The organism is Collinsella sp. AF16-8 (assembly GCF_003462695.1).
Classification (GTDB): Bacteria; Actinomycetota; Coriobacteriia; order Coriobacteriales; family Coriobacteriaceae; genus Collinsella.
In genome coordinates, this window is the sequence record NZ_QRXX01000002.1 from 76480 (window position 1) to 102238 (window position 25759).

General features: G+C 60.5%; 20 protein-coding genes. 15 read left to right on the forward strand and 5 right to left on the reverse strand.

Going from position 1 to position 25759, the window contains the following annotated elements:
• The first annotated feature begins 261 nt into the window (after positions 1–261).
• From DWW73_RS02645 to DWW73_RS02660, 4 genes are all read left to right on the forward strand, one after another.
• Positions 262–6675, forward strand: a complete 6414-nt coding sequence (locus tag DWW73_RS02645) for a discoidin domain-containing protein (protein ID WP_158563769.1) — start codon at positions 262–264, stop codon at positions 6673–6675.
• Positions 6676–6892: 217 nt separating this feature from the next.
• Complete coding sequence (gene purE, locus DWW73_RS02650) at positions 6893–7357, forward strand: 5-(carboxyamino)imidazole ribonucleotide mutase (protein ID WP_006235810.1); 465 nt, start codon at positions 6893–6895, stop codon at positions 7355–7357.
• 35 nt (positions 7358–7392) lie between these two features.
• Positions 7393–8391, forward strand: a complete 999-nt coding sequence (locus DWW73_RS02655; RefSeq protein ID WP_117778664.1) for a class B sortase — start codon at positions 7393–7395, stop codon at positions 8389–8391.
• Between the two features lie 67 nt (positions 8392–8458).
• On the forward strand, positions 8459–8875 hold the full coding sequence (locus tag DWW73_RS02660; RefSeq protein WP_117646157.1) for a molybdenum cofactor biosynthesis protein MoaE: 417 nt from the start codon (positions 8459–8461) through the stop codon (positions 8873–8875).
• 90 nt (positions 8876–8965) lie between these two features.
• On the opposite strand, the gene DWW73_RS02665 is transcribed toward DWW73_RS02660, so the two are convergent.
• Entirely contained in the window at positions 8966–10195 is a 1230-nt protein-coding gene (locus DWW73_RS02665) for a putative ABC transporter permease (RefSeq protein WP_117778665.1), read from the reverse strand.
• Positions 10196–10482: 287 nt separating this feature from the next.
• Between DWW73_RS02665 and purF the strand changes: the two genes are divergently transcribed.
• From purF to DWW73_RS02720, 11 genes are all read left to right on the forward strand, one after another.
• Positions 10483–12153 carry an amidophosphoribosyltransferase gene (purF, locus tag DWW73_RS02670; protein ID WP_055251559.1) on the forward strand — a complete coding sequence of 557 codons (1671 nt, stop codon included), beginning with the start codon at positions 10483–10485 and terminating at the stop codon, positions 12151–12153.
• Between the two features lie 157 nt (positions 12154–12310).
• The gene (purM, locus tag DWW73_RS02675) at positions 12311–13414 is read left to right on the forward strand and encodes a phosphoribosylformylglycinamidine cyclo-ligase (RefSeq protein WP_055251557.1); all 1104 of its coding nucleotides are present in this window, start codon (positions 12311–12313) and stop codon (positions 13412–13414) included.
• Positions 13404–14105 (forward strand): phosphoribosylglycinamide formyltransferase, encoded by a 702-nt coding sequence (purN, locus tag DWW73_RS02680; RefSeq protein ID WP_117778666.1) that lies wholly within the window; start codon positions 13404–13406, stop codon positions 14103–14105. Before purM ends, purN begins: the two co-directional genes overlap by 11 nt.
• 152 nt (positions 14106–14257) lie before the next feature.
• Positions 14258–14722 (forward strand): PTS sugar transporter subunit IIA, encoded by a 465-nt coding sequence (locus DWW73_RS02685; RefSeq protein ID WP_117778667.1) that lies wholly within the window; start codon positions 14258–14260, stop codon positions 14720–14722.
• A 135-nt stretch (positions 14723–14857) separates the two neighbouring features.
• On the forward strand, positions 14858–16078 hold the full coding sequence (locus DWW73_RS02690) for a peptidylprolyl isomerase (RefSeq protein ID WP_117778668.1): 1221 nt from the start codon (positions 14858–14860) through the stop codon (positions 16076–16078).
• A gap of 54 nt (positions 16079–16132) precedes the next feature.
• Positions 16133–16576: a GatB/YqeY domain-containing protein gene (locus DWW73_RS02695; protein WP_006235801.1), complete on the forward strand. Its 444-nt coding sequence runs from the start codon at positions 16133–16135 to the stop codon at positions 16574–16576.
• A gap of 360 nt (positions 16577–16936) precedes the next feature.
• Positions 16937–17668, forward strand: a complete 732-nt coding sequence (locus tag DWW73_RS02700; RefSeq protein WP_022094215.1) for an amino acid ABC transporter ATP-binding protein — start codon at positions 16937–16939, stop codon at positions 17666–17668.
• An 8-nt stretch (positions 17669–17676) separates the two neighbouring features.
• Positions 17677–18552 (forward strand): transporter substrate-binding domain-containing protein, encoded by an 876-nt coding sequence (locus DWW73_RS02705; protein ID WP_099432436.1) that lies wholly within the window; start codon positions 17677–17679, stop codon positions 18550–18552.
• A 25-nt stretch (positions 18553–18577) separates the two neighbouring features.
• Positions 18578–19324 (forward strand): amino acid ABC transporter permease, encoded by a 747-nt coding sequence (locus DWW73_RS02710; protein WP_035136546.1) that lies wholly within the window; start codon positions 18578–18580, stop codon positions 19322–19324.
• A gap of 3 nt (positions 19325–19327) precedes the next feature.
• Positions 19328–19966, forward strand: a complete 639-nt coding sequence (locus tag DWW73_RS02715; protein ID WP_055285379.1) for an amino acid ABC transporter permease — start codon at positions 19328–19330, stop codon at positions 19964–19966.
• 170 nt (positions 19967–20136) lie between these two features.
• Positions 20137–20760 carry an AAA family ATPase gene (locus DWW73_RS02720; protein WP_055251542.1) on the forward strand — a complete coding sequence of 208 codons (624 nt, stop codon included), beginning with the start codon at positions 20137–20139 and terminating at the stop codon, positions 20758–20760.
• 460 nt (positions 20761–21220) lie between these two features.
• Here DWW73_RS02720 and gltA read toward each other — a convergent pair whose 3' ends face one another.
• From gltA to DWW73_RS02740, 4 genes are all read right to left on the reverse strand, one after another.
• Entirely contained in the window at positions 21221–22630 is a 1410-nt protein-coding gene (gene gltA / locus DWW73_RS02725; protein WP_117778669.1) for an NADPH-dependent glutamate synthase, read from the reverse strand.
• The gene (locus tag DWW73_RS02730; RefSeq protein WP_006235793.1) at positions 22621–23460 is read right to left on the reverse strand and encodes a sulfide/dihydroorotate dehydrogenase-like FAD/NAD-binding protein; all 840 of its coding nucleotides are present in this window, start codon (positions 23458–23460) and stop codon (positions 22621–22623) included. Before DWW73_RS02730 ends, gltA begins: the two co-directional genes overlap by 10 nt.
• A gap of 374 nt (positions 23461–23834) precedes the next feature.
• On the reverse strand, positions 23835–24464 hold the full coding sequence (gene pth, locus DWW73_RS02735) for an aminoacyl-tRNA hydrolase (protein ID WP_199413455.1): 630 nt from the start codon (positions 24462–24464) through the stop codon (positions 23835–23837).
• 244 nt (positions 24465–24708) lie between these two features.
• Positions 24709–25695, reverse strand: a complete 987-nt coding sequence (locus DWW73_RS02740; RefSeq protein ID WP_089573682.1) for a ribose-phosphate pyrophosphokinase — start codon at positions 25693–25695, stop codon at positions 24709–24711.
• Positions 25696–25759 lie beyond the last annotated feature (64 nt).

The following is a 25759-nucleotide window of genomic DNA, read 5'->3' on the forward strand; positions in this document are numbered from 1 at the left end:
CCAATTGGTATGGCTTATTAAGCCCACCTTGCCGTTGACGCTTATTTTGCTGCCGCTGGGAGAATTCCGAACTTGGGTGCGCAAGTGCTCCCATATGTTGATATGACCTAGTAGGTGGCTATCTGGTTACTACCAGTTGGCCCCTTGGTAACGGGTGGCCCCCATTGTGCGGAATGTACCGAACATCTCCGTTTGATACGTTTTCCCATGCTGCCGGGGGGCGTCCTCGGCACCTCAGCATGTCGGAAGAAAGGAGACCAGATGCGCAGGAATTCCATTTTTACGAAACGGTGGGTGAAGGGAAGCGCGGTCCTCGTTGCCACTGCAGCGACGCTCGTGTTTGCCAATCCCCAGCAGGCGATTGCCACGCCACTCAAGGGCGTCGACTCGGCGACCGTGTCCCAGTCTGCCTCGAATGTCGTCGACATCGATTTCGCTGACGGCATCAAGGGCCGTATTACGTTCCTCGAGGACGGTATTTTCCGTTATAACGTCGACCCCAAGGGTGAGTTTTCCGAGTACGCCACGCCGCGTAGTAAGTCCCACACGGCTAAGATCCAGGCTCAGCCCGATACCTCGGACACCTACAGCAAGCCGAGTGCGACGGTTGCCGACAAGGGCGACACTATCGAGATCACCGGCGGAAAGGCGACCGTGATCCTGGACAAGGCGACTGGCAAGATGAGTATCAAGTCAGGCGACCGTGTCGTGGTTTCCGAGTCCGCGTCCCTCGACCTTGATAAGAAGGGTACCGTCCAGACGCTCGCCAAGGAGAAGTCCGAGAACTTCTTTGGCGGCGGCACCCAGAACGGACGCTTCCTGCACACCAACCAGACCATCGCCATCTCCAACACGAACAACTGGACCGATGGCGGCGTTGCCTCGCCCAACCCGTTTTATTGGACGAGTGACGGCTACGGCGTACTCCGAAACACGTTTGCAGAGGGTTCCTACGACTTCGGTTCCACGGACTCATCGACGGTCACGACTTTGCACAGCGAGAATGAGTTTGATGCCTACTACTTCGTGGCGACCAACGAGGGCGCTTCGAACGTGGCAACCGAGATGCTGCAGGACTACTACAAGGTGACCGGTAACCCGGTACTGCTGCCCGAGTACGGGTTCTACCTTGGTCATCTTAATGCCTATAACCGTGATGGCTGGTCAACGACCTCGGGTCAAAAGAAGTGGGAGACCAAGGGCAGCAAGTCCTCGAGCGAGAAGGGCGACGTTAAGTACGAGTCTGGCATGTCGACGGGCTACAAGCTCGACGGCACACTTGCGGCCGAGACGCTCAACGGTGAGGGCCCTACGGTTGATACCGAGAACATGAAAGCGACCGATTTCGACCGCCAGTTCTCTGCTCGTCAGGTTATCGATGACTACGAGGACAACGACATGCCGCTCGGCTGGCTCCTGCCGAACGACGGTTACGGCGCCGGCTATGGCCAGAACGGTTACTACAAGACCGGCGGCGTCAACTCCGACGGAGCGAGCTCGGCCGACCGTCTTAACGCTGTGCGTGCCAATGTCGACAACCTTAAGAAGTTCACCGAGTATGCCAACTCCAAGGGTGTGAGCACGGGCTTGTGGACCCAGTCCAACCTTGAGCCCGACAGCAACCCTGAGACCCCGTGGCATCTGCTTCGCGACTTCGACGCCGAGGTCAAGACGGGAGGCATCACTACCCTTAAGACCGACGTTGCCTGGGTTGGATCTGGCTACTCCTTTGGTCTTAATGGCATCAAGACAGCTTATGACACGGTGACGACCGGCGCTAACAAGCGCCCCAACATCATCACGCTCGATGGTTGGGCCGGCACGCAGCGCTTTGGTGGCATTTGGACCGGCGACCAGTATGGCGGTAACTGGGAGTACATTCGCTTCCATATCCCCACGTATATCGGTCAGAGTCTTTCGGGCAACCCCAACATCGGCTCCGACATGGATGGCATCTTTGGCGGCGACCCCATCATCTCTGCGCGTGACTACCAGTGGAAGACGTTCACGCCCTCTATGCTTGACATGGACGGTTGGGGCACCTACCGTAAATCGCCCATGACGCACGGCGATCCCTACACAGGCATCTCGCGCTTCTACCTCAAGCTCAAGGCGCAGCTCATGCCCTATATCTACACGAGCGCGGCCTCGGCGGCCAACATCGACACGGGTAACGGCGATGCCGGCCTGCCCATGATCCGCGCCATGCTGCTTTCCGACAACTCCGAGTACGCCGCAAGCACTTCGACGCAGTACCAGTATATGTTCGGTGAGAACTTCCTAGTGGCACCGGTGTATCAGGATACCCAGGCAGACGAGAACGGCAACGACATTCGCAATGGGATTTACCTCCCCAACTACGGCACCGACGAGAATCCCACCATCTGGATCGATTACTTCTCGGGTAAGCAGTATCGCGGCGGCCAGGTTCTCAACAACTACGAGGCTCCGCTTTGGAAGCTGCCGCTGTTTGTGAAGGCCAACGCTATCGTGCCGATGTACGCCGAGAACAACAACCCCGAGGCCGTGAGCGACACCAACACCAAGGGTACCGACCGCAGCCAGCGTATCGTCGAGTTCTTCGCCACCGAGGGCGACGGCACCTTTACGCAGTACGAGGACGACGGCTCCTCCATCGAGAACAACACGACTGAGGACGATTCCTACGGCACGATCGACAATATCTCCTACGGTGAGCATGTGAGCACCGTCTACAGCTCCAAGGCCGCAGGCGGCACCGCGACCTTTACCGCCGAGGCCTCGCAGGGCGGCTACAACGGCTACGACTCCAACCGCACCACGACCTTCGTGGCCAATGTGTCCGCCAAGCCCACGAGCGTTGTCGCCAAGAACGGCGGATCCGCACTCAACGTGGTTGAGGTCGACTCGCAGGAGACCTTTGACGCCGCGACCCCCGAGGCCGGCCAGGCGGTCTACTTCTACAGCGAGACCCCCAACCTCAACCACTACGGCAGCGATGCGGACGGCACCGAGGCCGAGCAGGGCGAGAGCTTCAACAACACCAAGATCACCACGAACCCCAAGGTCTACGTCAAGTTCGCGAAGACCGATGTTGCTGCAGCGGCGCAGACGCTTGAGCTGGGCGGTTTCGTGAACGCCGACGCCACGCTCACAGCCGATCGCCTCAACGAGAACCTCTCCGCACCCACGAACCTTGCTGCCCCCGAGGACGCCACGACCCCAACGAGCATCAAGCTCACCTGGGGAAAGGTCGATGGTGCTACCTCCTACGACCTTAAGGTCGACGGCACTGTGTTTGCCGTGGGTGATGCGGCCGAGTTCACGCACACCGACCTCGCCTACAATAGCAAGCACACCTACCAGATTCGTTCGCGCAACGCCGAAGGTTACTCCGCCTGGAGCGATGTGCTCGAGGCGAACTCCGCACTCGATCCGTGGCGGAACGTCCCCGACGCCGAGGAAATCACCTGGGAGGGCTCACTTTACGGCAGCCATAAGGCCGAGCTCGCCTTCGACCATGAGTTCCAGTCGGGCGACGGCGGTTTCCACTCCGGTGGCAACGATCTGGGCAAGGCGCTTACCGTTGACTATGGACGCGCTTACAAGCTCGATAAGCTCGAGTACTATCCGCGCGATGACGCCGGCAACGGCACCGTGACCAAGATGCGTGTTGAGACGAGTCTCGATGGCGTCCACTGGACGAGCCAGGAGGTCGATTGGGCACGTTCCGCTGATTGTAAGACGGTAGCGTTTGACGGCACCGTGGCCGCCCGTTACGTGCGCATGACACCGCTCGCCTCGGTCGGCAATTTCTTCTCCGCGTCCGAGATTGCCATCTACAAGACCGACGGCACGGATGGCTTCGCCGTGGGCTCCAACCTCAACAAGGCCACGATCTCCGACGGAGACTACTCCAACATGAAGAACTATCTGGGCCTCGAGAATCGCGAGCCCGATACCCCGACGTTCGGTTCGCAGATCCGCGACCACTTCGCCGACCTCAACGATAACGGCGTTTACGACGTCTACGATTACTCGTTCACCATGGCGGGTCTTGACGGCGGCACTAAACAAAAGGGCAAGGTCGCAGGTTCGCTCGCGGTGATTCCGAGCAAGACCGAGGTCGAGGCCGGTGATGAGATCACCGTTGATGTCTATGCGGCCGACGCCAAGAACGTCAACGCCCTGGGCGCCCTCGTCAACTTCAAGAGCGACCAGTTCGAGTTTGTGTCCGAGAGCATCGCGCAGGACGGCTCGACTGCCGGCATGGAGAACCTGTCTCGCGAGAAGGTCCAGTTCGTGGACGGAACGCAGACTATCAATCTCGCCTTTGCCAACCGCGGCGATGGCAAGCTCTACAACGGTACTGGCGCGGTGGCGAGTTTCAAGCTCAAGGCCAAGACCGCCGGAAAGGTCGAACTGCCCTCGACATCTTGGCTTATCGGCCCGGCATGCGACGCACTTGAGTTTGCGAGCGACGGCACGGTGACGATGCCGGACGTTCCTCAGCCAACGGTCGCCGAGTACGCCCAGGATGCCTTCAACATCACGATGACCAACGATGAGCTCACGACCGACGACGGGACCAACGTCGAGAAACTTATCCAGCAGAAGAGCTATAACGCGCTGTTCGATAATAACGAGGGCGACAACGGCTTTGAGTTCCTGTGGAACTGGAGTGGCAACTGGGACAGCGAGGGTAAGCTACCGAGTTACGTGAAGCTTCCCACCACGATGACATTCGCATTTAAGACGCCGTCGAAACTCGATAGCGTCGAGGTCGTTAACCGCAACGGCGGCAACGGAACCGTACAGAAGATCAAGGCCGTCGTGACGTTCGAGGATGGCTCGATCCAAGAGTTCGCGGGCGGGGAGTACGATTCCTTCCTGGCTCGCTACGCCTTTGACCTCTCTGCCGAGAACAAGGGCAAGAAGGCGACCAAGGTCGAGGTCACGCCGCTTGAGGCATCGGGTGACCAGATGCTCACACTGCGTGAGGTCAACTTCAACTACACGCAGGGTGTCGAGGCCATCGAGGGTGTCGAGCTAGGCAAGAACCAGACCGAGTTCTTTGAAGGCGACATTACGCCCGTCGACGCCAAGGCTACGCCTGAGAGCGCTGGCTACCCCTATGTGACGGTCGAGAGCTCCGACCCCTCTGTGGTAAGCGTCTCCGCTGTTCAGGCTGGCGATAGCGTGAGCTACTACCTGCGTGCCAACAAGGCCGGCAAGGCAAAGATCACGGTGGCGTCGGTACTCGACCCCTCCAAGACCGCATCCTATGAGGTCGAGGTCAAGGCTGGTGTCGATACCTCTGCGCTCGTGGCAGCGCTTTCCAAGGCCGCGGGCTACAGCGAGTCCGTCTACACCAAGGATTCCTATGCAGCTCTCACCACTGCGGTCGAGGCGGCTCGGAAGCTCCTCGACAGCGGCCAGGGCAGCTATAGCAAGAAGGATGTCGCAGACGCCACTGCCAAGATCGAGAAGGCAATCGACGGCCTCAAGATGCGCCCTGTCGATGAGAAGATCCTCATCAACACGCCCGAGAACCGCAAGAACGTCAAGGTGGCCGACTTCTCGAGTGAGGCCGACTACGAGGGCAGCAACGCCGTCAACGCTCTCGACGGCGACGAGCGGACGCTTTGGCACAGCGACTGGGCCCATGGGACCGGTATGCCCCAGTATCTGAGTGTCGACCTGGGCCGCGACTACGATCTCACCGACGTTACATTCCTGCCGCGCCAGGACGGCGGCACTAACGGCGATATCTTCGAGGCCGAGATACTGGTCTCCGACACTGCCGACGGTTATGAGATGGGCACCGCCGCGTCGATGGGTACGTTCGCCTTCGACAACGACGGCCGCGTGCTCACCGACCGTGGCGACTGGAAGCAGATGAGCTTTGGCGCCGCGCGCGGTCGCTACGTGACCGTCAAGGTGATTCACGCCGGCGGTGGCGACGTTGATGCCTACTGCAGCATGGCGGAGCTCAAGTTCTACGGTACGGCCGTCCCCGATCCGGTGGCGAAGGATGATCTCGCTACCGCGATCGAAAAGGTTGATGCCGAGGTTGCTGCCGGCGACCTCAAGGCCGGTGACTACACCGAGGCCTCCTGGACGGCGCTCGAGAACGCCCTGGCGAGCGCCCGCGCCATCTTGAGCGATGAGGACGCCACGCAGGACGAGGTCGACCAGGCGCTCAGGGCGCTCGAGAGCGCCCGCGGCGCGCTCGAGAAGACCCCGGTGGTCCCGGTCGAGAATCCGACTAAGAAGCAGCTCAAGGCCCTGGTCAAGCAGGCGAAGGAGACTGACACCAGGGGCAAGACGGACGAGTCTGTCAAGGCCCTGACGGATGCCATTACCTACGCCGAGGACGTCTTGGGTGATGAGAATGCTTCCGACACCCAGCTCCAGGCGGCCTATGACCAGCTCAAGCTGGCCATTGAGAGCCTCAGGGATGCCGACTCCGGCAACCAGGGCGGCTCGGGCAACCAGGGTTCCGGCAATGGCTCGAACGGCGGCAACCAGGCGGGCAAGCCCGCAGGCGACAAGGCCCAGGGCAGCAAGAAGAACGGTTCGGCGATCCCCAATACCGGCGACCAGACGGCGGCGACCGTCGTGACCGTCGGTGGTCTCGGCGCCATCATCGCCGCGATCGGCGCTTTCTTCCATCGTCGCAGCAAGGCCAAGTAGCCCCAGCAACAGCTAAGCAAGCGTGCCCGCCGTCCCACCCAAGGACGGTGGGCATGCTTTTTGAATGTAGGCGGAAAGCTCCGACCCTTCGGCCTTAATCTCGCAAAGCATTCCGTCTCTCACCGAACACATCGGCATCGGTGGCTATACTTGAATTATTTGCAGTTAAGGGTCGCGGATTCGCTGCGTCACCGCTCTCAACAGGAGGTCTATGTTTATGGCAGATCAGAAGCCGGTTGTCGGGATCATCATGGGTTCCAAGTCCGATCTGGGCGTTATGGAAGGCTGCACCGCCGAGCTCGAGGCACTGGGTGTGCCCTATGAGCTCGTCATTGCGAGCGCGCACCGCACGCCGGCGAAGGTCCACGAGTGGGCTTCGACTGCCGCCGATCGCGGTATCAAAGTGATTATCGCCGCCGCCGGCAAGGCCGCTCACTTGGGTGGTGTCGTGGCTGCCTTTACGCCGCTGCCGGTTATCGGCGTGCCTATGAAGACGAGTGACCTGGGCGGTATGGATTCGCTGCTGTCGATGGTGCAGATGCCTTCGGGCGTGCCCGTGGCCTGCGTTGCCATCAACGGTGCCAAGAACGCCGCCATCTATGCCACACAGATTCTGGGTGCTTGCGACCCCGAGTACCGCAAGGTTATCGAGAAGATGAAGCAGGAGATGGCTGACGCCTAAGCGTTCCGCCGTTTCACCGCAGTATAAGGAGAGCCATGTCCGATTATCAGGGAAAACGATTCAAGGCTTCTCAGATTCCCGATCCGTCGAAGCCGGGTGCTGCCCGTGCGGCACAGCAGGGTCGGACATCCTCTCCTCAGCAGCCGCGCGCGCCGCGCCCCGTGACACCGGCGACGCATCGTCGACAGGACGCGCCGGCCGCATATCGTCCTTCGTCTTATAGCTCCGCTAAGAAGCCGCCCCGGTCTTCATCGCATGCCGCGCCGTCGGATCGCACCGAGCCGCCGCGCAAAAAGCGCCACTCCATTATTCCCATTCTGCTCATCATCATCGGTATCGGTCTGATTGTCGCCGCCGCCGCTATTTTTATTAATGCCCAGATTGGCTATAAGCAGGCGAGCGATTCGTATCAGAAAATCGAGAAGCAATATGTAAGCGATAAGGACGCCAGCGGCATGCCGATTATCGACTTTGATGCGCTTGCTCAGACGAACCCCGAGATTGTGGGTTGGATTTACGTGCCGGGAACCAACATCAACTATCCCGTGGTGCAGACCAACAACAACTCCAAATACCTCAACACGCTGTTCGATGGCACGTCTAACGCCTCGGGTGCCATCTTCTTGGATAGCGATGACACCGCGCCGGGAATGGTCGACCAGCAGACCACGATCTACGGCCACCATATGAACGATGGGTCGATGTTCAACGTGATTTCGGATACGACTGACCAGGCAACGTTCGATAGCATTGAATATGTGTACTACATCACGCGCGATGCGACGTATAAGTTGCGTCCGCTGGCGACCAAGGTGGTCGAGGACACGTATGCCAAGGCGCGCACGACCAATTTTGAGGGCGACGACGGACTCAAGAACTACCTGTCCGAGATGCTCGACGGCGCTTCTGCCGTGGCGAGTGATGCCACCGATCGTGCCGCTTCGGCAACTAAGGTTGTAACGCTTGTGACCTGTCGTTCGCTGTCGCTGAGCAACACACGCGCCGTCATGGTGCTCACGCCGGTCGAGGAATAAGTTGTTCGAGAGTAGCTAAAAAGGCCCCGTCCCAAATTGGCTACTCGACGACGGTAAGGGAGAAATGATGCTCGAGAGTGGCAAATTGATGCCTTCGATTGATGCTTGGCTGCGCGAGGCCAAGGCCGATGCTTCGGCGGCAGGCTGTGGGATGTATCTGACGCATAACGGTGTGGTGCGCGCGACGCCCAAGGCTGAGGTGCGCGGAGTCGAGACCGATGGCGTGGCGCCAGGCCACAGGGTGGGCGGCATGGTCTTTGACTACGACGCCGAAAAGGTACGGTCTGCTATCGAGACTACGCGCGCGATGCCGGGTATCGGCTATGTGCGCGTGTGGCTGGCAAGCGGCGAGCTTACCGTAGGTGACGACATCATGCTCGTGCTTATCGGCGGGGACATTCGCCCACACGTGGTCGATGCACTGCAGGCGCTCGTTGGCACCATCAAGAACGAATGCGTGAGTGAGGTCGAGCGCGAGGCATAGAGGATTGCGTCGATAGAAGGATCGTTTATAAAAATGCCCACCGGTACGTGTGATACCGGCGGGCATTTTGCGTTTTGGGCGCGGCGGGCGCTAAACGCGCGTGGCGTCCTTGGGGCTCATGGTCATGCTCTGGAAGCGGTTCTCCATGTAGTCGTTATCGAAATACTTGCCGTAGAACTGTGCGACGGGAATGTCCGGCTCCGTGCCGTTAACGCGCTGGTACCAGTAGTCGAGCGACTGCAGCGTCATGACGCCGTCGACCAGCATAATGACGGTAAAGATGACGGTGGCCGAGTAGCGGCTCTTCCAGGGGATCTTGTTGATGAGCTTAAGCAGCCTCGGTAGCAGCAGCTTGATCCAGATGAGGCCACCTAGGCCCCACAGGCAGGCAAAGCCCGTGCAGGTGCGTCCGCCCGTGAGGACCACGAGCGGATCGGGCAAACCAAACAGCGTTATGTGCGAGTAGCTCCACGAGACCACGCCAAACGCGGTCTGCATAAACCAGCCCACGAACACCTCAAAGCTCGCGCCGAGCACAGCGCTCACCAGGAAAATGATGATGGGGTTCTTTTTGTAGAAGCGGTTAAGCACCATGGTCATGAGCACGGCGCCAAATCCGTAGATGGGGCTGAAAGGGCCAAACAGCATGCCGGCGCGGTCCTGGTAGACGCCCGGGTCGTTGACCGTCATGTGCCAGATGTCCTCCAAGATAAGTCCCAGTACGCAGCAGACGAAGAATACCCAGAACAGGTTGAAGTAGTTGAGCTTGATGTAGCCCTCGCCGGTCTCATCGCGGCCGAGCATGCCCTCGGCGGCGGCATCGCGGTCGAGCATCTCCTGCAGGCGGCGCTGCAGCTCGCGCTCCTGACGCAGCGTGGGGTCGACGGTGGCCGAAAGCGCGATGAGGATGCCGAGCTGAATAGCGGGGCGCAGCAAGAAGGGCCCGATACCCTGGAGCATCACGTCGACCAAAAGCTCGACGACGGTGAATGCAATAAGGATGTAGGACAGGCGGGCGGCGTTGCGGCGCTGGTTTTTGATAAGGTCCAGGCCAAAGATGATTAGGATGACGGCACTTGCCGCAGAGAGCATGATGCCGGCGACGATAAGGCCGACTGCGACGAGCGTGTTGTCGCCGAGCTTTTCGGTGGCGTTGCCGTTAACAAGTGCCGTGATGACCTGCCACATAAAGGCAGCGACCGACGGGAGCGTGCCCACGCCGGAAAGGATGCACAGGACGGCGTACACCTTAATGATGAGGGGAATCTTCTTGACCTCTGTGGCGCTGGGGACGCTAGGGTCGAGTTCGTTTCGATCCATACAGAACCTTTCTCGCTTTGTTGTAGGTTATAAGGATACGCCGCCGACCTGCCAAAAGACAGGACGAACGTCCCAATTGCAACTTTGTAATCCCCAACGGCAGACGCGGCGGCCATCTGGGGGGCGCGGGCACTTACACTGGACAGACCGATAAAATGTTTGGCAACAAAACTGATTATTAGCTCGGTGGGCTTTTAAAAAGCGCTGCTCATGCGCTGGGGAGCACGTCGCGCCGTGCGTATAATAAGGCGGGTAACGCCAAAAATACGAGGCTCTGAGGGGATACCATGTCTCAAGAAACCATCCGCGCGGCCGAGCGTGCCGCGGGACAGGTGAACACCATGTCGACGTATGATCCGGACTCCGACCAGCTGCATGAGGAATGTGGCATTTTCGGCGTATGGGCGCCCGATCGCGACGTGGCTCGACTGACGTACTTTGGCCTGCGTGCGCTGCAGCACCGTGGCCAGGAATCGGCTGGAATCGCCGTGGGTGACGGCGGCACGGTTATGGTCCGCAAAGATCTGGGCCTGCTCGACCGCGTGTTCTCCAACGCCGACCTGTCGACGCTCTCCGGCCAGCTGGCCGTGGGCCACGTGCGCTATGGCACCGCCGGTGCCAAGAGCTGGGAAGCCTCTCAGCCGCACCTCTCTACCATCAACAGCGTCATTATCGCGCTCGCGCACAACGGCACCCTCGTCAACACCGACGAGCTGCGCCGTCAGCTGATCGAGCTGGGCGTGCCGTTCCTCTCCAATTCGGATTCCGAGGTCGCGACCAAGCTTATCGGCTACTTTACCCAGCGTACGGGCCACCTGCGCGAGGGTATTCGCAAGACCATGGAGCTCGTGCGCGGCGGCTACGCCATGACGCTCATCAACGAGCAGGCGCTCTACGCATTTCGCGATCCACACGGCATTCGCCCGCTCGTGCTGGGCAAGCTGGTGGACGAGGGTCTGGACCAGGCCGATGCCGCAGCCGTTTCGCAGCTGCCGTCGCAGGACGGCGCCGCGACGGTCGACTCCGCCGTCCGTGTCACGCGCGCCGGCGGCTGGGTCGTTGCTTCCGAGACCTGCGCACTCGACATCGTGGGTGCCGAGTACGTCCGTGACGTCCGTCCCGGCGAGATCTTGCGCATCAGCGCCGAGGGCCTGGTATCCGAGCAGGGCGTGCCTGCAGCCGAAGAGCCCGCCAACTGCATCTTTGAGCAGGTCTACTTTGCCCGCCCCGACTCCATCATGAACGGCAAGAGCGTCTATGCCTGCCGTTACGACATGGGTCGTCAGCTGGCACATGAGGAGCCTGTCGAGGCCGACCTGGTCATCGGCGTGCCCGACTCCGGCCTGCCGCCTGCGGAGGGGTATTCGCACGAGAGCGGTATTCCCTTTGGCGAGGGCCTTATCAAGAACCGCTACGTGGGCCGTACGTTTATCGAGCCTACGCAGGAGTTGCGCGCCATGGGCGTGCGTATGAAACTCAACCCGCTGCGCGACAACATCGAGGGCAAGCGCCTGGTCGTCATCGACGACTCCATCGTGCGCGGCACCACCATGGTGCAGCTCGTCAAGATGCTGCGCAACGCCGGCGCCAAGGAGATTCATATCCGCATCAACTCGCCCGAGGTCATCTGGCCGTGCTTCTACGGTATCGATACCGACGTGCAGTCGCAGCTTATCAGCGCCAACAAGACGGTCGACGAGATTTGCGAGTATATCGGCGCCGATTCGCTGGCCTTCCTTTCGGTCGAGGGCCTGCTTAAGGTCATGCCCAAGGGCGGCTACTGCGACGCGTGCTTTACCGGCCGCTATCCCGTGGCGATTCCCGAGAGCTTTGGCCGCGACAAGTTTATGGAGGGCTTTAAGCCCCGCAACCTGGACAAGCCGCTGTACTTTGACGACGACGCCGTGGTCGAGAAATACGACGACCGCAGCTGGGAAGAGGAGCACGGCGAGGCCTAAAACCTGCCATATGGGGACAGGTATATTTTGGTAGGTTTTACCTGCTGTTTTGTTGATATGACGGCGGGTGCTGTTATGGCACACGCCGAAATGAACGCAATTATGAGCACCGTTTGGCGCCCGCGCGGCGCGACGGTAGTGGGAGAGGAAGGCTCAGATGAGCGACAGCAAGCATGTGACGTACGAGGACGCCGGCGTCGATACCGCCGAGGGCGGTCGCGCCGTCGACGCGATTAAGCAGATGGTCAAGGACACCAATCGTCCCGAAGTTATCGGCGGCATCGGTGGCTTTGGTGGCCTGTTCTCGGCCGCCGCGCTTAAGGATATGGAAGACCCGATCCTGATCAGCGGTACCGACGGCGTGGGCACCAAGCTCGTGCTCGCCCAGATCATGGACCGTCACGAGACGGTGGGCCAGGATCTGGTCGCTATGTGCGTCAACGACATTTTGGCTTCGGGCGCCGAGCCGCTGTTCTTCCTGGACTACGTCGCCATCGGTCACATAGAGGCCGAGCACATGGCAAAGATTATCAAGGGTGTGGCCGACGGCTGCAAGCTCGCGGGCTGCGCGCTCGTGGGCGGCGAGATGGCCGAGCACCCGGGCGTCATGGCTCCGGCCGACTACGACCTCGCCGGCTTTACCGTGGGCGTCGTCGACCGTCCCAAGATGCTCGACCCCGCAAACGTCCGCCCCGGCGACGTGATCCTGGGCCTGCCTTCCACCGGCGTGCACTCCAACGGCTACTCGCTCGTGCGCAAGGTCATCGGCGTCGACGGCATCAAGCCGGGCACGCCCGAGGCCGCCGCTAAGGCCGAGGAGCTGAGCCGTCCGCTCGAGGAGCTCGGTGGCGCTTCGCTGGCTGACGCCCTGCTGGCCCCCACGCGCATTTATGTGAAGCCGATTCTTGAGCTGCTGCGCGGCGGCGCCAACGTGCATGCTATCGCCCACATCACCGGCGGCGGTATTACCGAGAACCTCAACCGCGCGCTCGCCGACGACGTTGACGCCGTGGTCACCCGCAACGGCGCCGAGATGGGTTGGGACGTTCCTCCCGTCATCACCTACGTGTCGCGCCAGGCCGAGCTCGCCCCCAACGAGGCATGCAAGACCTTCAACATGGGCGTTGGCCTGTGCCTGATCGTCGCCCCCGAGGACGAGGCCGCGGTTACCGAGGCCCTGGTCGCGCTGGGCGAGAAGCCGTTCCGCGTGGGCGAGTGCGTCGAGGGTTCCGGTAAGGTCGTGTACTCCGATGAGCGCTAACGAGCAGATGGCTGCCGCCGAGGGCCTGGACTTTGTGCCCTATACCCGTCCGACCGCCACCGATACGGCCGAGCCGCTTAAGATCGGTGTGCTCATCAGCGGCTCCGGCACCAATCTGCAAGCGCTGATCGACCTAATCGCCGCCGGCAAGCTCAACGCTTCGATTGAGCTTGTGGTGTCGAGCCGTCCTTCGGCTAAGGGTTTGCAGCGCGCTGAGCGCGCGGGCATCCAGACGCTCACGCTGTCCAAGGATGTCTATGCCGACCCCATCGCCGCCGACGAGATCATCGCGCACGAGCTGCTCGAGCGCGGCTGCGAGTATGTGGTCATGGCCGGCTACATGCGCATGGTGCACACGCCTCTGCTGGCGGCGTTTCCCAACCGCGTGGTCAACTTGCATCCGGCGCTGCTGCCGAGCTTTACCGGTGCGCATGCGATTGACGATGCCTTTGCGCGCGGCGTCAAGGTAACTGGCGTGACTGTGCATTTTGCCAACGAGGTCTACGACAACGGTCCCATCATCGCCCAGCGTGCGCTGGCTGTCGAGGAGGGCTGGGATGTCGACACGCTCGAGGAGCACATCCACGCGATTGAGCACGTGCTGTATCCCGAGGTCGTGCAAATGCTCGCCGACGGCCGCGTCCACGTGCTGGAGAGCGGCAAGGTCGCAATTGACGCGCCTCGCGGCTAGCGGTGCACAGTACAATTTAGTTGAGTGGTCAGGGTGGTCATTGGCGCCAAGGCGCGCGTGGCCACCTTTTGTTTTGGGTAGTCACCTGCGACGTTCTTGAATGACTAGTCGTTTAAGAACGTCGCAGGTGACTAGGTGAGAGAGGTGAGCACATGGCGGATAACGAAGCGCTGTTTACGCCTGAGCTGGTGTTTTTTGATTGGGAGTGTGCGACGCCGGGTGAGGTGTTTGCGCAGCTCGAGAGTGAGCTTGCTCCGCGCGGCTACATTGCCGACGGTTGGCTCGACGCCGTTCGCACGCGCGAGGATGCCTATCCCACGGGTCTTGCCATGCCGGCGGCAAACATTGCCATTCCGCATACCGATCCGGGGTTTGTGGCCAAGCCCTATATCGCGGTGGTGAAGCCCGCCGCGCCCGTGACATTTAACGCTATGGCTGGCATGGGCGCTCCGGTGCCGGCGCAGATCGTCATCAATCTGGGCATCGCCGAGCCGGGCGGCCAGGTCGAGGCCCTGCAGGCGCTCATGAATATCTTTATGGATGCCGACGCCGCGGCCGACGTGCTCGGCCAGACCACGCCGCAGGGCATGGTCGACGCCATCCGCCGCCACTTCTAAGGTGCCGGCTGCCAGAGCTGTCCCCTTTGCACCAAAATGGTGCAGATTAACCTGTCCCCAATGCACCAAGCGTGCCGCGGGGGCTGCGTTGTGACACAATGGCGTTTGTTCGATTCGTTATGCGAAAGGCCAACTATGGCAAATAAGAAAAAGAACCCCGCACCCGAGCCGACGCCCGAGCAGCAGGCTCGCGCCGCCTCCAGCTCTCGCAAGAAGCAGCGCAAGACCCGCGTGTCCAAGACCGTCAAGATCGTTCTGGTGGTCATCGGCGTGCTGGCAATGCTGCTTTCCGTCTCGGCCATGGCGTGCTCCGGCCTGATGTCGCAGGCAGAGGATACCTCGGGCTACAAGCTTACCGGCGGTGTAGCTGCCACTATCAACGGCACCAACCTCACCGAGGACACCGTGACCAAGCAGATCATGAGCATGCGCACGTCCTACGGCTACACCAAGGACAAGGACTGGGCACAGTATCTGGTCGACAACGACCTCACGCCCAAGAAGTACCGCAAGCAACTCATCGACTCCTACACGCAGCAGATTCTGCTTCAGCAGGCACAGAAGGAGAACGGCGTGACGGTGTCGGACGAGGAGGTCGAGAAGGCTTGGAAGGACGCGTGCAAGAGCGCGGGCGGTGCCAAGGCCTTTAAGAAGACCCTTAAGACCTACGGCTACACCGAGGACACCTACAAGGACTCGCTCAAGGAGAGCCTGGCGCAGCAAAAGCTTAAGGATGCGGTAGCGCCCACAAGCAAGCCCAAGGACAGCGAGATTGTCGATTACATCAACGAGAACCTGTCCAACTACAATGACGCCCGTCGCTCGTCGAACATCCTGATCAAGGTTGATTCCGACGCTTCCGACGAGGACAAGGCTGCCGCCAAGGCCAAGGCGCAGGAGTGCCTGGACAAGATCAACTCCGGTGAGCTGAGCTTTGAGGACGCCGTTGAGCAGTACTCCGAGGACACCGGTTCCAAGGAAAAGAAGGGCGATGTGGGCTGGGATAAGCTCACCACCTTTGTCGACAGCTACCAGACGGCGCTCGAGGGGCTCAACAAGGGCGACGTGAGCGAAGTCGTCGAGTCGACCTATGGCTACCACATCATCAAGTGCACCGACTACTTCCATGTCGATAGCCAGGTCGATGACATCAAGCAGGTGCCCAAGGACATCAAGAAGTACGTTTCCAACGTGGTGAAGACGCAGGCGGCCAGTACTGCATACAGCGAGTGGTTGGAGCAGTACAAGAAGGATGCCGACATCACCGTCAACCCCATGCCCAAAGACGTGCCATACAACGTCAGTCTGAAGGGCGTCACCGAGAGCTCGACCGACGATTCGTCGACGACTGAGTAATCATGGGGCGGTGCTCGCGCGAGTGCCGCCCACGCTATTAGAGAGGATTTGCAGATGACCAACGAAGAGCTGCAGAAGGAAATGATCGCGGCCATGAAGGCCAAGGACAAGGTTCGCCTGTCCATCATTCGCCAGGTTAAGGCCGAGGTGAAGAATATCGAGGTCAATGAGCGCCGCGATGTGACCGAGGAAGACGTCAACAGCATGATCAAGCGTCTGATCAAGCAGACGAGCGAGACGCTGGAGATGTCCATCAAGGCCGGCACCGACCAGGAGCGTACCGACAACCTGACCGAGCAGGTCAAGATTCTGGAGAGCCTGCTGCCCGCGCAGGTTTCGGGCGAGGAGCTCGAGGCTCTGATCGAGCAGGTCATCGCCGAGCTGGGCGCCACGTCCAAGAAGCAGATGGGCCAGGTTATGGGTGCACTCGGCAAGGCCACTGGCGGCAACTTCGATAAGCCGGCCGCGGCAAAGATCGTCGGAGCCAAACTCGCGTAATTTGTTATGCGGTTTTACCAAACCGCATAACGGCTCGACGCTGCAAACCCGTACACACGGCAATCTGACGTTCAATTTCAAGGGCGCGACCATAAGGTCTGCGCCCTTTCATTTCACGTCACCTTGCTCGCGTGTACGGGTTTTCGCTGACTTATGCTCAACAAGGACGGTTGTACTATTTTCGGCGCTCATTGGGGACAGACTTAAATGAGTGCCCAATGAGCAGGTACTCATTTAAGTCTGTCCCCAATGAGTGGGTGGAAGATTGCGGGTTCTTTACGGGAATGTAGTGTGGGCTGCGGAAACGTGGTTCTTTCCGTACAATAGTTCAACTCGTGTAAACGCAGGGAAGGGACATTCATGGCAGACATGATCGAGATCAAGCATCTCAACAAGTACTTTGGCGACCTGCATGTGCTCAAAGATATCAATCTCACCGTCAAGCGCGGCGAGAAGCTCGTAATGATCGGGCCTTCCGGCTCGGGCAAGTCGACGCTCATCCGTTGCGTCGACTATCTGGAGGAGCCCACGTCGGGCGAGGTCGTCATCGACGGTACGCCGCTTACCAAAAAGAATCACCTGGAGATGGCTCGCAAGTATAGTTCCATGGTGTTTCAGCAGTTCAACCTGTATCCCAACATGACGGTGCTGGGCAACCTGACGCTCGCGCCCATCAAGCTACAAAAGAAGAGCAAGGAGGAGGCGACCGAGATCGCCATCGCCGCGCTCAAGCGCGTCGGCATGGCGCATAAGGCCGGCGAGTATCCGCAGAACCTCTCGGGCGGTCAGCAGCAGCGCATCGCCATCGCCCGTGCCCTGTGCACCAAGCAGCCCATCATCCTGTTTGATGAGCCGACCTCGGCGCTCGACCCCGAGATGGTCCAGGAAGTCCTTGACGTTATGATTGAGCTCGCGCAGGAGGACATCACCATGATCTGCGTGACGCATGAGATGGGCTTTGCGCGCCAGGTGGCCGACCGCGTCATCTTTATGGAGGACGGCCGCATTCTGGAGGAGGGCACGCCCGAGCACTTCTTCGATAACCCCGAGAACCCGCGCTGCCGCGAGTTCCTGTCCAAGATTCTGCACTAGGCGCGGTGATGGACATGACGGATATGACGAGGGCGGCCGTGTCGCGCCGTCACTTTTTGCAGCTGGCTGGCGCCGGCATGCTTGCGCTGACGGGGACCGCGCTTACCGGTTGCGGCAACTCTACCAGCGGCGAGGGCTCCGACAAGGGGTCCAAGCTTGCGGCCATTAAGTCGCGTGGCCATCTGAATGCCGGCGTTAAGAAGGACGTTCCCGGTTACGGCTATTACGACACCGCCAAGGGTCGCTTTGAGGGCATGGAAGTCGATTTGTGCTACCAGATCGCCGCTGCCGTCTTTGGCGTGAGCTACAAGGACGCCCGTGCCCAGGAGCTTGTCGAGTTTACCGACGTAACGCCCAAGACGCGCGGCCCGCTGATCGATAACGGCCAGCTCGATGTGGTTGCGGCGACCTACACCATCACCGACGAGCGCAAGAAGAGCTGGGATTTCTCGACGCCGTACCGTACCGACTACGTGGGACTCATGGTCAAGAAGCGTTCGGGCTTTACCTCGATTGAGGACCTGGACGGCAAGGTCATTGGCGTGAGCCAGGGTGCTACCACGCAGGGCCTGATCGAGCAGATGATCAAGGACAACGGCTTTAGCTGTAAGCCCGAGTTTAGGGCCTTTAGCGGCTATCCCATCATCAAGAGTTCCCTCGACGCCGGCAATATCGACGTCTTTGCCATGGACCGCTCCACGCTGGCCGGCTACATGAACGAGACCGTTGAGCTGCTGCAGCCCGAGGTCAAGTTTGGCGAGCAGGGCTACGGCGTGGCGACCAAGAAGGGCTGCGACCTTTCGGCCGTGGTCGATCAGGTGATTTGCGATCGCCTGGCCGACGGCTGGCTCGACCAAGAGGTCAAGACCTGGGGTCTTGTATAGGCGCATCGTCCAAGGAAGGAATCAAATGCTCGAAGGATTATTTGACGCCGACCGTTGGTCGACGACATTTCAAAACATGGGGCCCTTCTGGGAGGGCTTTGGCGTGACGCTACAGGTGGTCGTTGCCGGTCTGCTGCTGTCGCTGGTGCTGGGCACGCTGCTGGGCGTGTTCTCCACCACCCGTTCGCGCGTGCTGCGCGCCATAAGCCGCGTGTACGTGGAGTTTTACCAGAACACCCCGTTGCCCGTGCAGGTGCTCTTTATGTACATGGCCGGTCCGCAGTTTTTGCAAGCCATAACCGGTGCCGACCAGCCGGTGCGCATCGCGCCGTTCGTGCTGGGCTTCTTGGGCGTGGGCCTGTATCACGCGGCCTACATTTCGGAGGTCATCCGCACCGGTATCGAGGCGGTTCCGCGCGGTCAGATGGAGGCGGCCCAGAGCCAGGGCTTCACCCGTGCCCAGGCGTACTGGTACATCGTGCTGCCCCAGACGTTCAAGATCATTCTGCCGCCGCTGTGTAACCAGGCACTCAACCTGGTCAAGAACACGTCGGTGCTGGCGCTTGTGGCCGGCGGCGACCTTATGTACCGCTCCGACAACTTTGTGAGTCTGTACGGTTACCTGCAGGGATACATCGTCTGCTGCCTTATGTACTTCATCATCTGCTTTCCGCTCGCCATGCTGGTGCAGTGGCTCGAGCGCCGCTCCAAGGAGCGTCCGCGCGGCGTGAGCCTCGCCGAGCTGGGGCTCGACAACGTAGAGGAGGCCTAGCGCATGGAAATCTTCAACGCGACCAACCTGCTCTACATTTGGGGCGGCTTTGTTAAGACCATCGAGATCTCGGCGCTGTCGATCTTTTTCTCGCTCATCTTTGGCACGGTGCTGGCGCTTGTTAAAAGCTATGCGCCCCGCCCGTTCCGTATTCTGGTGAGCGCCTATATCGAGCTGTTCCGTTGCACGCCGAACCTGCTGTGGATCCTGTTTATCTACTTTACGGTGCAGGGTTTGGACATTGTGATTTCGACCATCGCCTTTACGCTGTTTACCAGCGCTGTTATGGCCGAGATTGTACGCGGCGGCCTCAACTCGATTCCGCGCGGCCAGTTTGAGGCAGCGCAGAGCCAGGGCTTTGGCTTCTTTGCCACCATGCGCTACATCATTCTGCCGCAGACGTTTAAGACGATCATCCCGGCGCTGTTTAGCCAATGCACGACCGTCATCAAGGACAGCTCGTATCTTTCGGGCATTAACGTGGCCGAGCTCATGTACACGGCAAACGTCGTGATGGCTCACGCGATCGATCTGTCGCAGGTGCTTATGCTCTACGGCCTGGTGTTTGCGATGTACTTTGTGCTCAACTTTGGTATCTCGCTGCTGGTGAGGGCATATCAACGCCGCATCGTGGCCGCATAGTCCTGCTTCCCCAAGCACGGCACCTTGCCCCTCAATCGTCGCTTGCGTACATTTAGTACGCGGCGCTCCTCTTTCGGGGCAATCTGCCGCACTTGGGAAACCAGGACGGTCGTAAGTGACAAAATGGGAATCAGGAATTGCCTTTTCTCATTTGTTAGAAAGGAATCGCGATGAGCGATCTGGAGAATAAGAAGAATCCTGTGGTCATTACCATCGCGCGCGACTTTGGCGCCGAGGGCCACGAGATTGGTCGCATGCTTGCCGACGAGTTGGGGATTCCGCTGTATGACAACGAGCTGCTGGTGCGTGCGTCGCTGCGCGCGGGCGAGTCGCTCGATAAGATGGCCGCCTATGATGAGCGCCTGGCCGTGGAGAACATGGCGTTTCTGCCCGACCGCTACGATGCGCGTTCGTACTCGGATAAGTTGTTTCAAAAGATGAGCCAGGTGATTTTGGACCTGGGCGAGACCGAGAGCTGCATTATCGAGGGTCGCCTGTCCGATTACCTTCTGCGTAACAACCCCAACCACATTGCCGTGTTGGTGACCGCACCCTTTGAGGACCGCGTCGAGATTGTGCGCAAGAAGCGCGGACTTAACAAAAAGAAAGGTGCCAAGCTGGTCAAACAGCAGCAGAAGGCGCGCGAGGCGTTCTATAAGCGCTACAGCGCCGGCAAGTGGAAGATGACGAGCGGCAAGGACATCGTCGTCAACCGCGCCAAGCTGGGCCGCGAGGGCTGCAAGGACGTCATCGCCGCTGCCTACCGCTACAAGGTGGCTCAGCTCGAAGGCTAACCGGTCGAAACCACCACAAAGGGGACAGGCGCCTTTGTGGTGGTTTTTGTTTTAGGCCGAGGGGAAGGCCTTGGCGGCAGTGCCTATCCTCGGCTTTTGCATAGTCTCGATCTGTAACACCAAGCCAGCGAAAATGGCTCTAACTGTTACAGATTGAGATGAACCGTTCGGCCGTCAGCCCAACGTCTTGATCTGTAACACCAGGCGGCATATTTGGTCTCTAACTGTTACAGATTGAGATGCAGCGTGGCCGGCCGGCACAATATCTTGATCTGTAACAACTGCAGGGCTCAACGGACTCCAGCTGTTACAGATTGAGACAAAACGACCGGGCAAGTCCCAAACCACCACAAAGGTGCCTGCCCCATCGTGGTGGTTTGGGCGGCCGGCATAGAAAAAGTCCCCGCCGGGCGTGTGCTCGACGGGGACTTTGCCGTTTGATAGCTAGTGCTGTAGGTGATTACTCGCCCAGCAGGCTCTTGGTGATGGAAGCGGCGGCCTTCTTGCCGGCGCCCATCGCCAGAATGACCGTAGCGGCACCGGTGACGATGTCGCCGCCGGCCCAGATGCGGGGATCGGTGGTCTGGCCGGTCTCCTCGTCGGCGACGATGTAGCCCCACTTGTTGAGCTCCATCTTGCCGCCGATCTTCTTTGCGAAGGGGTTGGCGTTGGTGCCGATAGCCGAGATCGCGACGTCGCAGGGGATCTCCTCGATGGCGCCCTCGATGGGCACCGGGCGACGACGGCCGGACTCGTCAGGCTCGCCGAGCTCCATCTTCTGGACCTTGACGGCGCACACGGAGCCGTCCTCGCCAGCGACAAACTCGAGCGGGGAGACGAGCGGCAGAACCTCGACGCCCTCGGCCTTAGCATGGTGCAGCTCGGCGCGACGGCAGGGCATCTCGTCCTCGGTACGACGGTAGGCGATGATGGCGTGCTCGGCGCCCAGGCGCTTGGCGGTACGGACGGCGTCCATGGCCACGTTGCCGCCGCCAAAGACGACGACGTTCTTGCCGTGCTTGGTGGGGGTGTCGTACTCGGGGAACTTGTTGGCCTTCATCAGGTTCACGCGGGTGAGGTACTCGTTCGCGAAGAAGACGTTGGGCAGGTTCTCGCCGGGGACGTTGAGGAGCTTGGGCAGGCCAGCGCCGGTCGCCACGTAGATGGCGTCGAAGCCCTGCTCGAACAGCTCCTCGGCCGTGGCCATGTTGCCCACGACGGAGTTGTACTCAAACTTGACGCCCATGTCCTCCAGGCCGTCAATCTCGCGTTTGACGACCGCCTTGGGCAGGCGGAACTCGGGGATGCCGTAGACCAGCACGCCGCCGCCGGTGAAGAAGGCCTCAAAGACGGTAACGTCAAAGCCGTTACGGGCGAGCTCGCCGGCGCAGGTGATGCCGGACGGGCCGGAGCCGACGACAGCGACCTTCTTGCCGTTCTTGGGGGCCATCTTGGGCGTGGAGGCGAGCTCGGGGCGGTCACCCAGGAAGCGCTCGAGCTGGCCGATGGCCACGGGCTCGGACTTCTTGCCACGGATGCACTTGCCCTCGCACTGGTTCTCCTGCGGGCAGACACGGCCGCAGATGGCGGGAAGCATGGAGTCCTCGCGGATGGTATCGAGAGCGCCGCCGAAGTCCTTCGCGCGGATCTGCTCGATAAAGCGGGGGATGTTGATGTTGACGGGGCAGCCCTCAACACAGAACGGCTTCTTGCAGTTGAGGCAGCGCTCGGCCTCGGCCAGCGCCATCTCTTCGGTGAAGCCCTTGTCGACGGGGCGGAAGTCGCAGGCGCGCTCGGCAGCCGGCTCCTCGTTATCGGGGGTGCGGGGCGACTTCATATCGGCAACGAAACGACCGTTAACTAGTGGCATGCGCAGCTCTTTTCCTCATAGGCCTTGAGGGACTCGCCCTCTTCGGAACGGTAAGCGGCCTGGCGGGCACGAAGGTCATCCCAGTCGACCAGGGTGGCATCGAAGTCGGGGCCGTCGACGCAAGCGAACTTGGTCACGCCGCCCACCTCGACGCGGCAGCAGCCGCACATGCCGGTGCCGTCAACCATGATGGGGTTGAGGGACGCGGTAATGGGGGTGTCGTACTTCTGGGCGGTGAGGGTCGAGAACTTCATCATCGGAACGGGGCCGACGCAGAAGACCTGGCTCACGGCCTTGTCCTGCAGCAGGCGCTCCAGCGGAGCGGTGACAACGCCCTGCTCGCCGTAGGAGCCGTCATCGGTGGTGATATGGATGTGGTCCTCGTCGAGGAGCTCGCGGAACTGGTCCTCCATGAGCAGGAGGTCCTTGGTGCGGGCGCCCATGATGGCGTGGACCTCGTGGCCGGTCTCGACCAGGTGCTTGGCGACCGGGAAGGCAATTGCCAGGCCGACGCCGCCGCCAATGACGGCGCAGGGGCCCTCGGCCATCTCGGTGGGAACGCCCAGCGGGCCCACGACGTCGCGCAGTGACTCGCCGGCCTCATAGGTGGAAAGCATCTCGGTGGTCTTGCCGATCACCATGAAGATGAACTCGACCCAGCCCTCGTCACCGTTCCAACCAGCTAGGGTAAACGGGACGCGCTCGCCCGTCTCGTTGGCGCGAACCATGAGGAACTGTCCAGCGTGCGCATGCTTGGCGATCGCGGGCGCCTCGATGCGGAACTTGAACACCTTCTCCGAGAACTGCGTCTTCTCCAGGATCTTATACATAGAACCCCTCTCTTGTTAGGGCCGCCGAACCGTGCCTCCACGGAAATGGACGGTAGCCCGAGTAAAACCGTACGCGCACAGGCGTTGTGCAAACATACGGTGCAAATTATACCCTCATGGACATGCTGTTTACGTGTGTCTTCGGCGGTTGGGAAAAGGGTTTATCCACTTCGACCTACCAAATAGGGATAGGTTTATTTTGGTCGGTTTTATCAGGCAAAACGGCAAAGGGGGCCGGCCTCGGGTTGTGATGAGGCCGGCCCCCTTTGGGGTGTTATGCGTGTATGGCGGCGCGGGGTTTATTGCGATGCGGCCACCGGGGCGTTTCCGCAGATAAAACCTGCCAAAATAAACCTGTCCCTAAACGGTAGGTTTTAGTGCTTGCCGTTGGCGGAGGCGGCGCCGTTGATGTGGTCGCGGGCGTAGATTACGCCGTGGACGATGGCCAGACCGGCGGCATCTGCGGCGCGGGCGCAGGTGTCCTGGAAGTCCTCGGCCTCGCGGGCGCGCAGCTGCTTGAGCACATAGTCTGCCACGGCCATCTTGCCGGGAGGGTTGCCGATGCCGGTGCGGATACGGCTAAAGTCGCGGCTGCCCATCTTGTCGATGATGGAGCGCAGGCCGTTGTGACCGGCATGGCCTCCGCCCACCTTGACGCGCACGTCACCGGCGGGAATGTCGAGCTCGTCGTGAATCACGAGCAGCTCCTCGGCCTTGATCTTGTACTCGCGGCAGAGCTTGGAGATGGGTCCGCCCGAGGTGTTCATGTACGACTGCGGCTTGACCAGCACGATCTGGCGCTTGCCACCCTCTTCCTCGGGATCGTTGATGTTGATGAGTGCGACCTCGGCGCCGGCCTGGTTTTTCCAGTACGTGACACCGGCCTGACGGGCCAGCTCATCGATCGCCTTAAAGCCGGCGTTGTGGCGGGTCTCGGCATATTCCTCACCCGGGTTGCCAAGTCCGGCAACCATGCGAATCTTAAGCGGCTGTGCAGCTGCCATATTTGTCCTTCCGTTACACATAAAAGTTTAATCAACGACAAAGGCTACCACGCCCGCCGAAGGCGAGGAAAGGTTGCAGCAAAGTCATTTCAGAAAACAGCTGCCCCGAGACAGCAGGAAGCCCCGGACACGCCGGGAGGGGTTATCAAAGCGAACATCCCGCAGCCGCAAAGCGGCGAGGACGTTCGCGTGATAACCCCGCAGGCGCGTCCGGGGCTTCCGGAGGGATGCGAGGGTCGAGCGACTACAGCGCGAAGTCGCCGCCGACGAGCGTGGAGACGGGCTCCTCGTGGTAAACGGCGGAGATGGCCTGAGCGAACTCCTCGGCGACCGAGATAGTCTTGATCTTGCCGCCGACCTCGACGGGGATGGCGTCGGTGACGACGCACTCGACGATGGGGGCATCGTTCAGGCGCTCGATGGCCGGGCCGGAGAAGATGCCGTGGGTGGCGCACACGTAGATGTCGCCGGCGCCCATGGCCTTGAGCTCCTTGACGTTGGCGCACAGGGTGCCTGCGGTGTCGATCATGTCGTCGTTGATGATGCAGGTCTTGCCCTTGATGTCACCGATGATGCCCATGACCTCGGCGGCGTTGTGGCGCGGACGGCCCTTGTGGGCGATGGCCAGGTCGCAGCCGAGCATGTCGGACAGCTTCTTGGCGGCCTTGGCTCGACCCACGTCGGGGGAGACGACAACCAGGTTGTCGGTGTCGAAGTGCATGTCGTTGTAGTACTGGCCAAACAGCGGCAGTGCGGACAGGTGGTTAACCGGGATATCGAAGAAGCCCTGGATCTGGCCCTGGTGCAGGTCGAGGGTGATGATGCGGTTGACGCCGGCGCGCTCGAGCAGGTTGGCGACGAGGCGGGCGGTGATGGGCTCGCGCGGGCCGGCCTTGCGGTCCTGGCGGGCATAGCCGTAGTGGGTGATAACGGCGGTGATGGAGCGGGCGGATGCGCGCTTGGCAGCGTCGGTGGCGATGAGCAGCTCCATGAGCATGTCGTTGACGTTGCCGCCGGCCACGGACTGAATCAGGAAGACGTCGGCGCCGCGGACGGTCTCGTCGTAGCGGGCGTAAATCTCACCATTGGCGAACTGCTTTAGCGTAAGGCCCGAAAGCTCGACCCCAAGGTACTCAGCAATCTTCTGAGCGAGGGGACGGTTGGAGGAACCGGAATACACGCGGATGGACTTGCGCATATTCTCCGACTTCTCGGGATCATTAATCGGCATTACCCTTCTCCTTTATACATCGAATGCCATATAGATGCCTTGTTGCATTGTAACCGCGCGGCGG

Coding starts and splice junctions, on each gene's coding strand:
- DWW73_RS02645 (WP_158563769.1), top strand. CDS start 262: ATGCGCAGGAATTCCATTTTTACGAAACGGTGGGTGAAGGGAAGCGCG.
- purE (WP_006235810.1), top strand. CDS start 6,893: ATGGCAGATCAGAAGCCGGTTGTCGGGATCATCATGGGTTCCAAGTCC.
- DWW73_RS02655 (WP_117778664.1), top strand. CDS start 7,393: ATGTCCGATTATCAGGGAAAACGATTCAAGGCTTCTCAGATTCCCGAT.
- DWW73_RS02660 (WP_117646157.1), top strand. CDS start 8,459: ATGCTCGAGAGTGGCAAATTGATGCCTTCGATTGATGCTTGGCTGCGC.
- DWW73_RS02665 (WP_117778665.1), bottom strand. CDS start 10,195: ATGGATCGAAACGAACTCGACCCTAGCGTCCCCAGCGCCACAGAGGTC.
- purF (WP_055251559.1), top strand. CDS start 10,483: ATGTCTCAAGAAACCATCCGCGCGGCCGAGCGTGCCGCGGGACAGGTG.
- purM (WP_055251557.1), top strand. CDS start 12,311: ATGAGCGACAGCAAGCATGTGACGTACGAGGACGCCGGCGTCGATACC.
- purN (WP_117778666.1), top strand. CDS start 13,404: ATGAGCGCTAACGAGCAGATGGCTGCCGCCGAGGGCCTGGACTTTGTG.
- DWW73_RS02685 (WP_117778667.1), top strand. CDS start 14,258: ATGGCGGATAACGAAGCGCTGTTTACGCCTGAGCTGGTGTTTTTTGAT.
- DWW73_RS02690 (WP_117778668.1), top strand. CDS start 14,858: ATGGCAAATAAGAAAAAGAACCCCGCACCCGAGCCGACGCCCGAGCAG.
- DWW73_RS02695 (WP_006235801.1), top strand. CDS start 16,133: ATGACCAACGAAGAGCTGCAGAAGGAAATGATCGCGGCCATGAAGGCC.
- DWW73_RS02700 (WP_022094215.1), top strand. CDS start 16,937: ATGGCAGACATGATCGAGATCAAGCATCTCAACAAGTACTTTGGCGAC.
- DWW73_RS02705 (WP_099432436.1), top strand. CDS start 17,677: ATGGACATGACGGATATGACGAGGGCGGCCGTGTCGCGCCGTCACTTT.
- DWW73_RS02710 (WP_035136546.1), top strand. CDS start 18,578: ATGCTCGAAGGATTATTTGACGCCGACCGTTGGTCGACGACATTTCAA.
- DWW73_RS02715 (WP_055285379.1), top strand. CDS start 19,328: ATGGAAATCTTCAACGCGACCAACCTGCTCTACATTTGGGGCGGCTTT.
- DWW73_RS02720 (WP_055251542.1), top strand. CDS start 20,137: ATGAGCGATCTGGAGAATAAGAAGAATCCTGTGGTCATTACCATCGCG.
- gltA (WP_117778669.1), bottom strand. CDS start 22,630: ATGCCACTAGTTAACGGTCGTTTCGTTGCCGATATGAAGTCGCCCCGC.
- DWW73_RS02730 (WP_006235793.1), bottom strand. CDS start 23,460: ATGTATAAGATCCTGGAGAAGACGCAGTTCTCGGAGAAGGTGTTCAAG.
- pth (WP_199413455.1), bottom strand. CDS start 24,464: ATGGCAGCTGCACAGCCGCTTAAGATTCGCATGGTTGCCGGACTTGGC.
- DWW73_RS02740 (WP_089573682.1), bottom strand. CDS start 25,695: ATGCCGATTAATGATCCCGAGAAGTCGGAGAATATGCGCAAGTCCATC.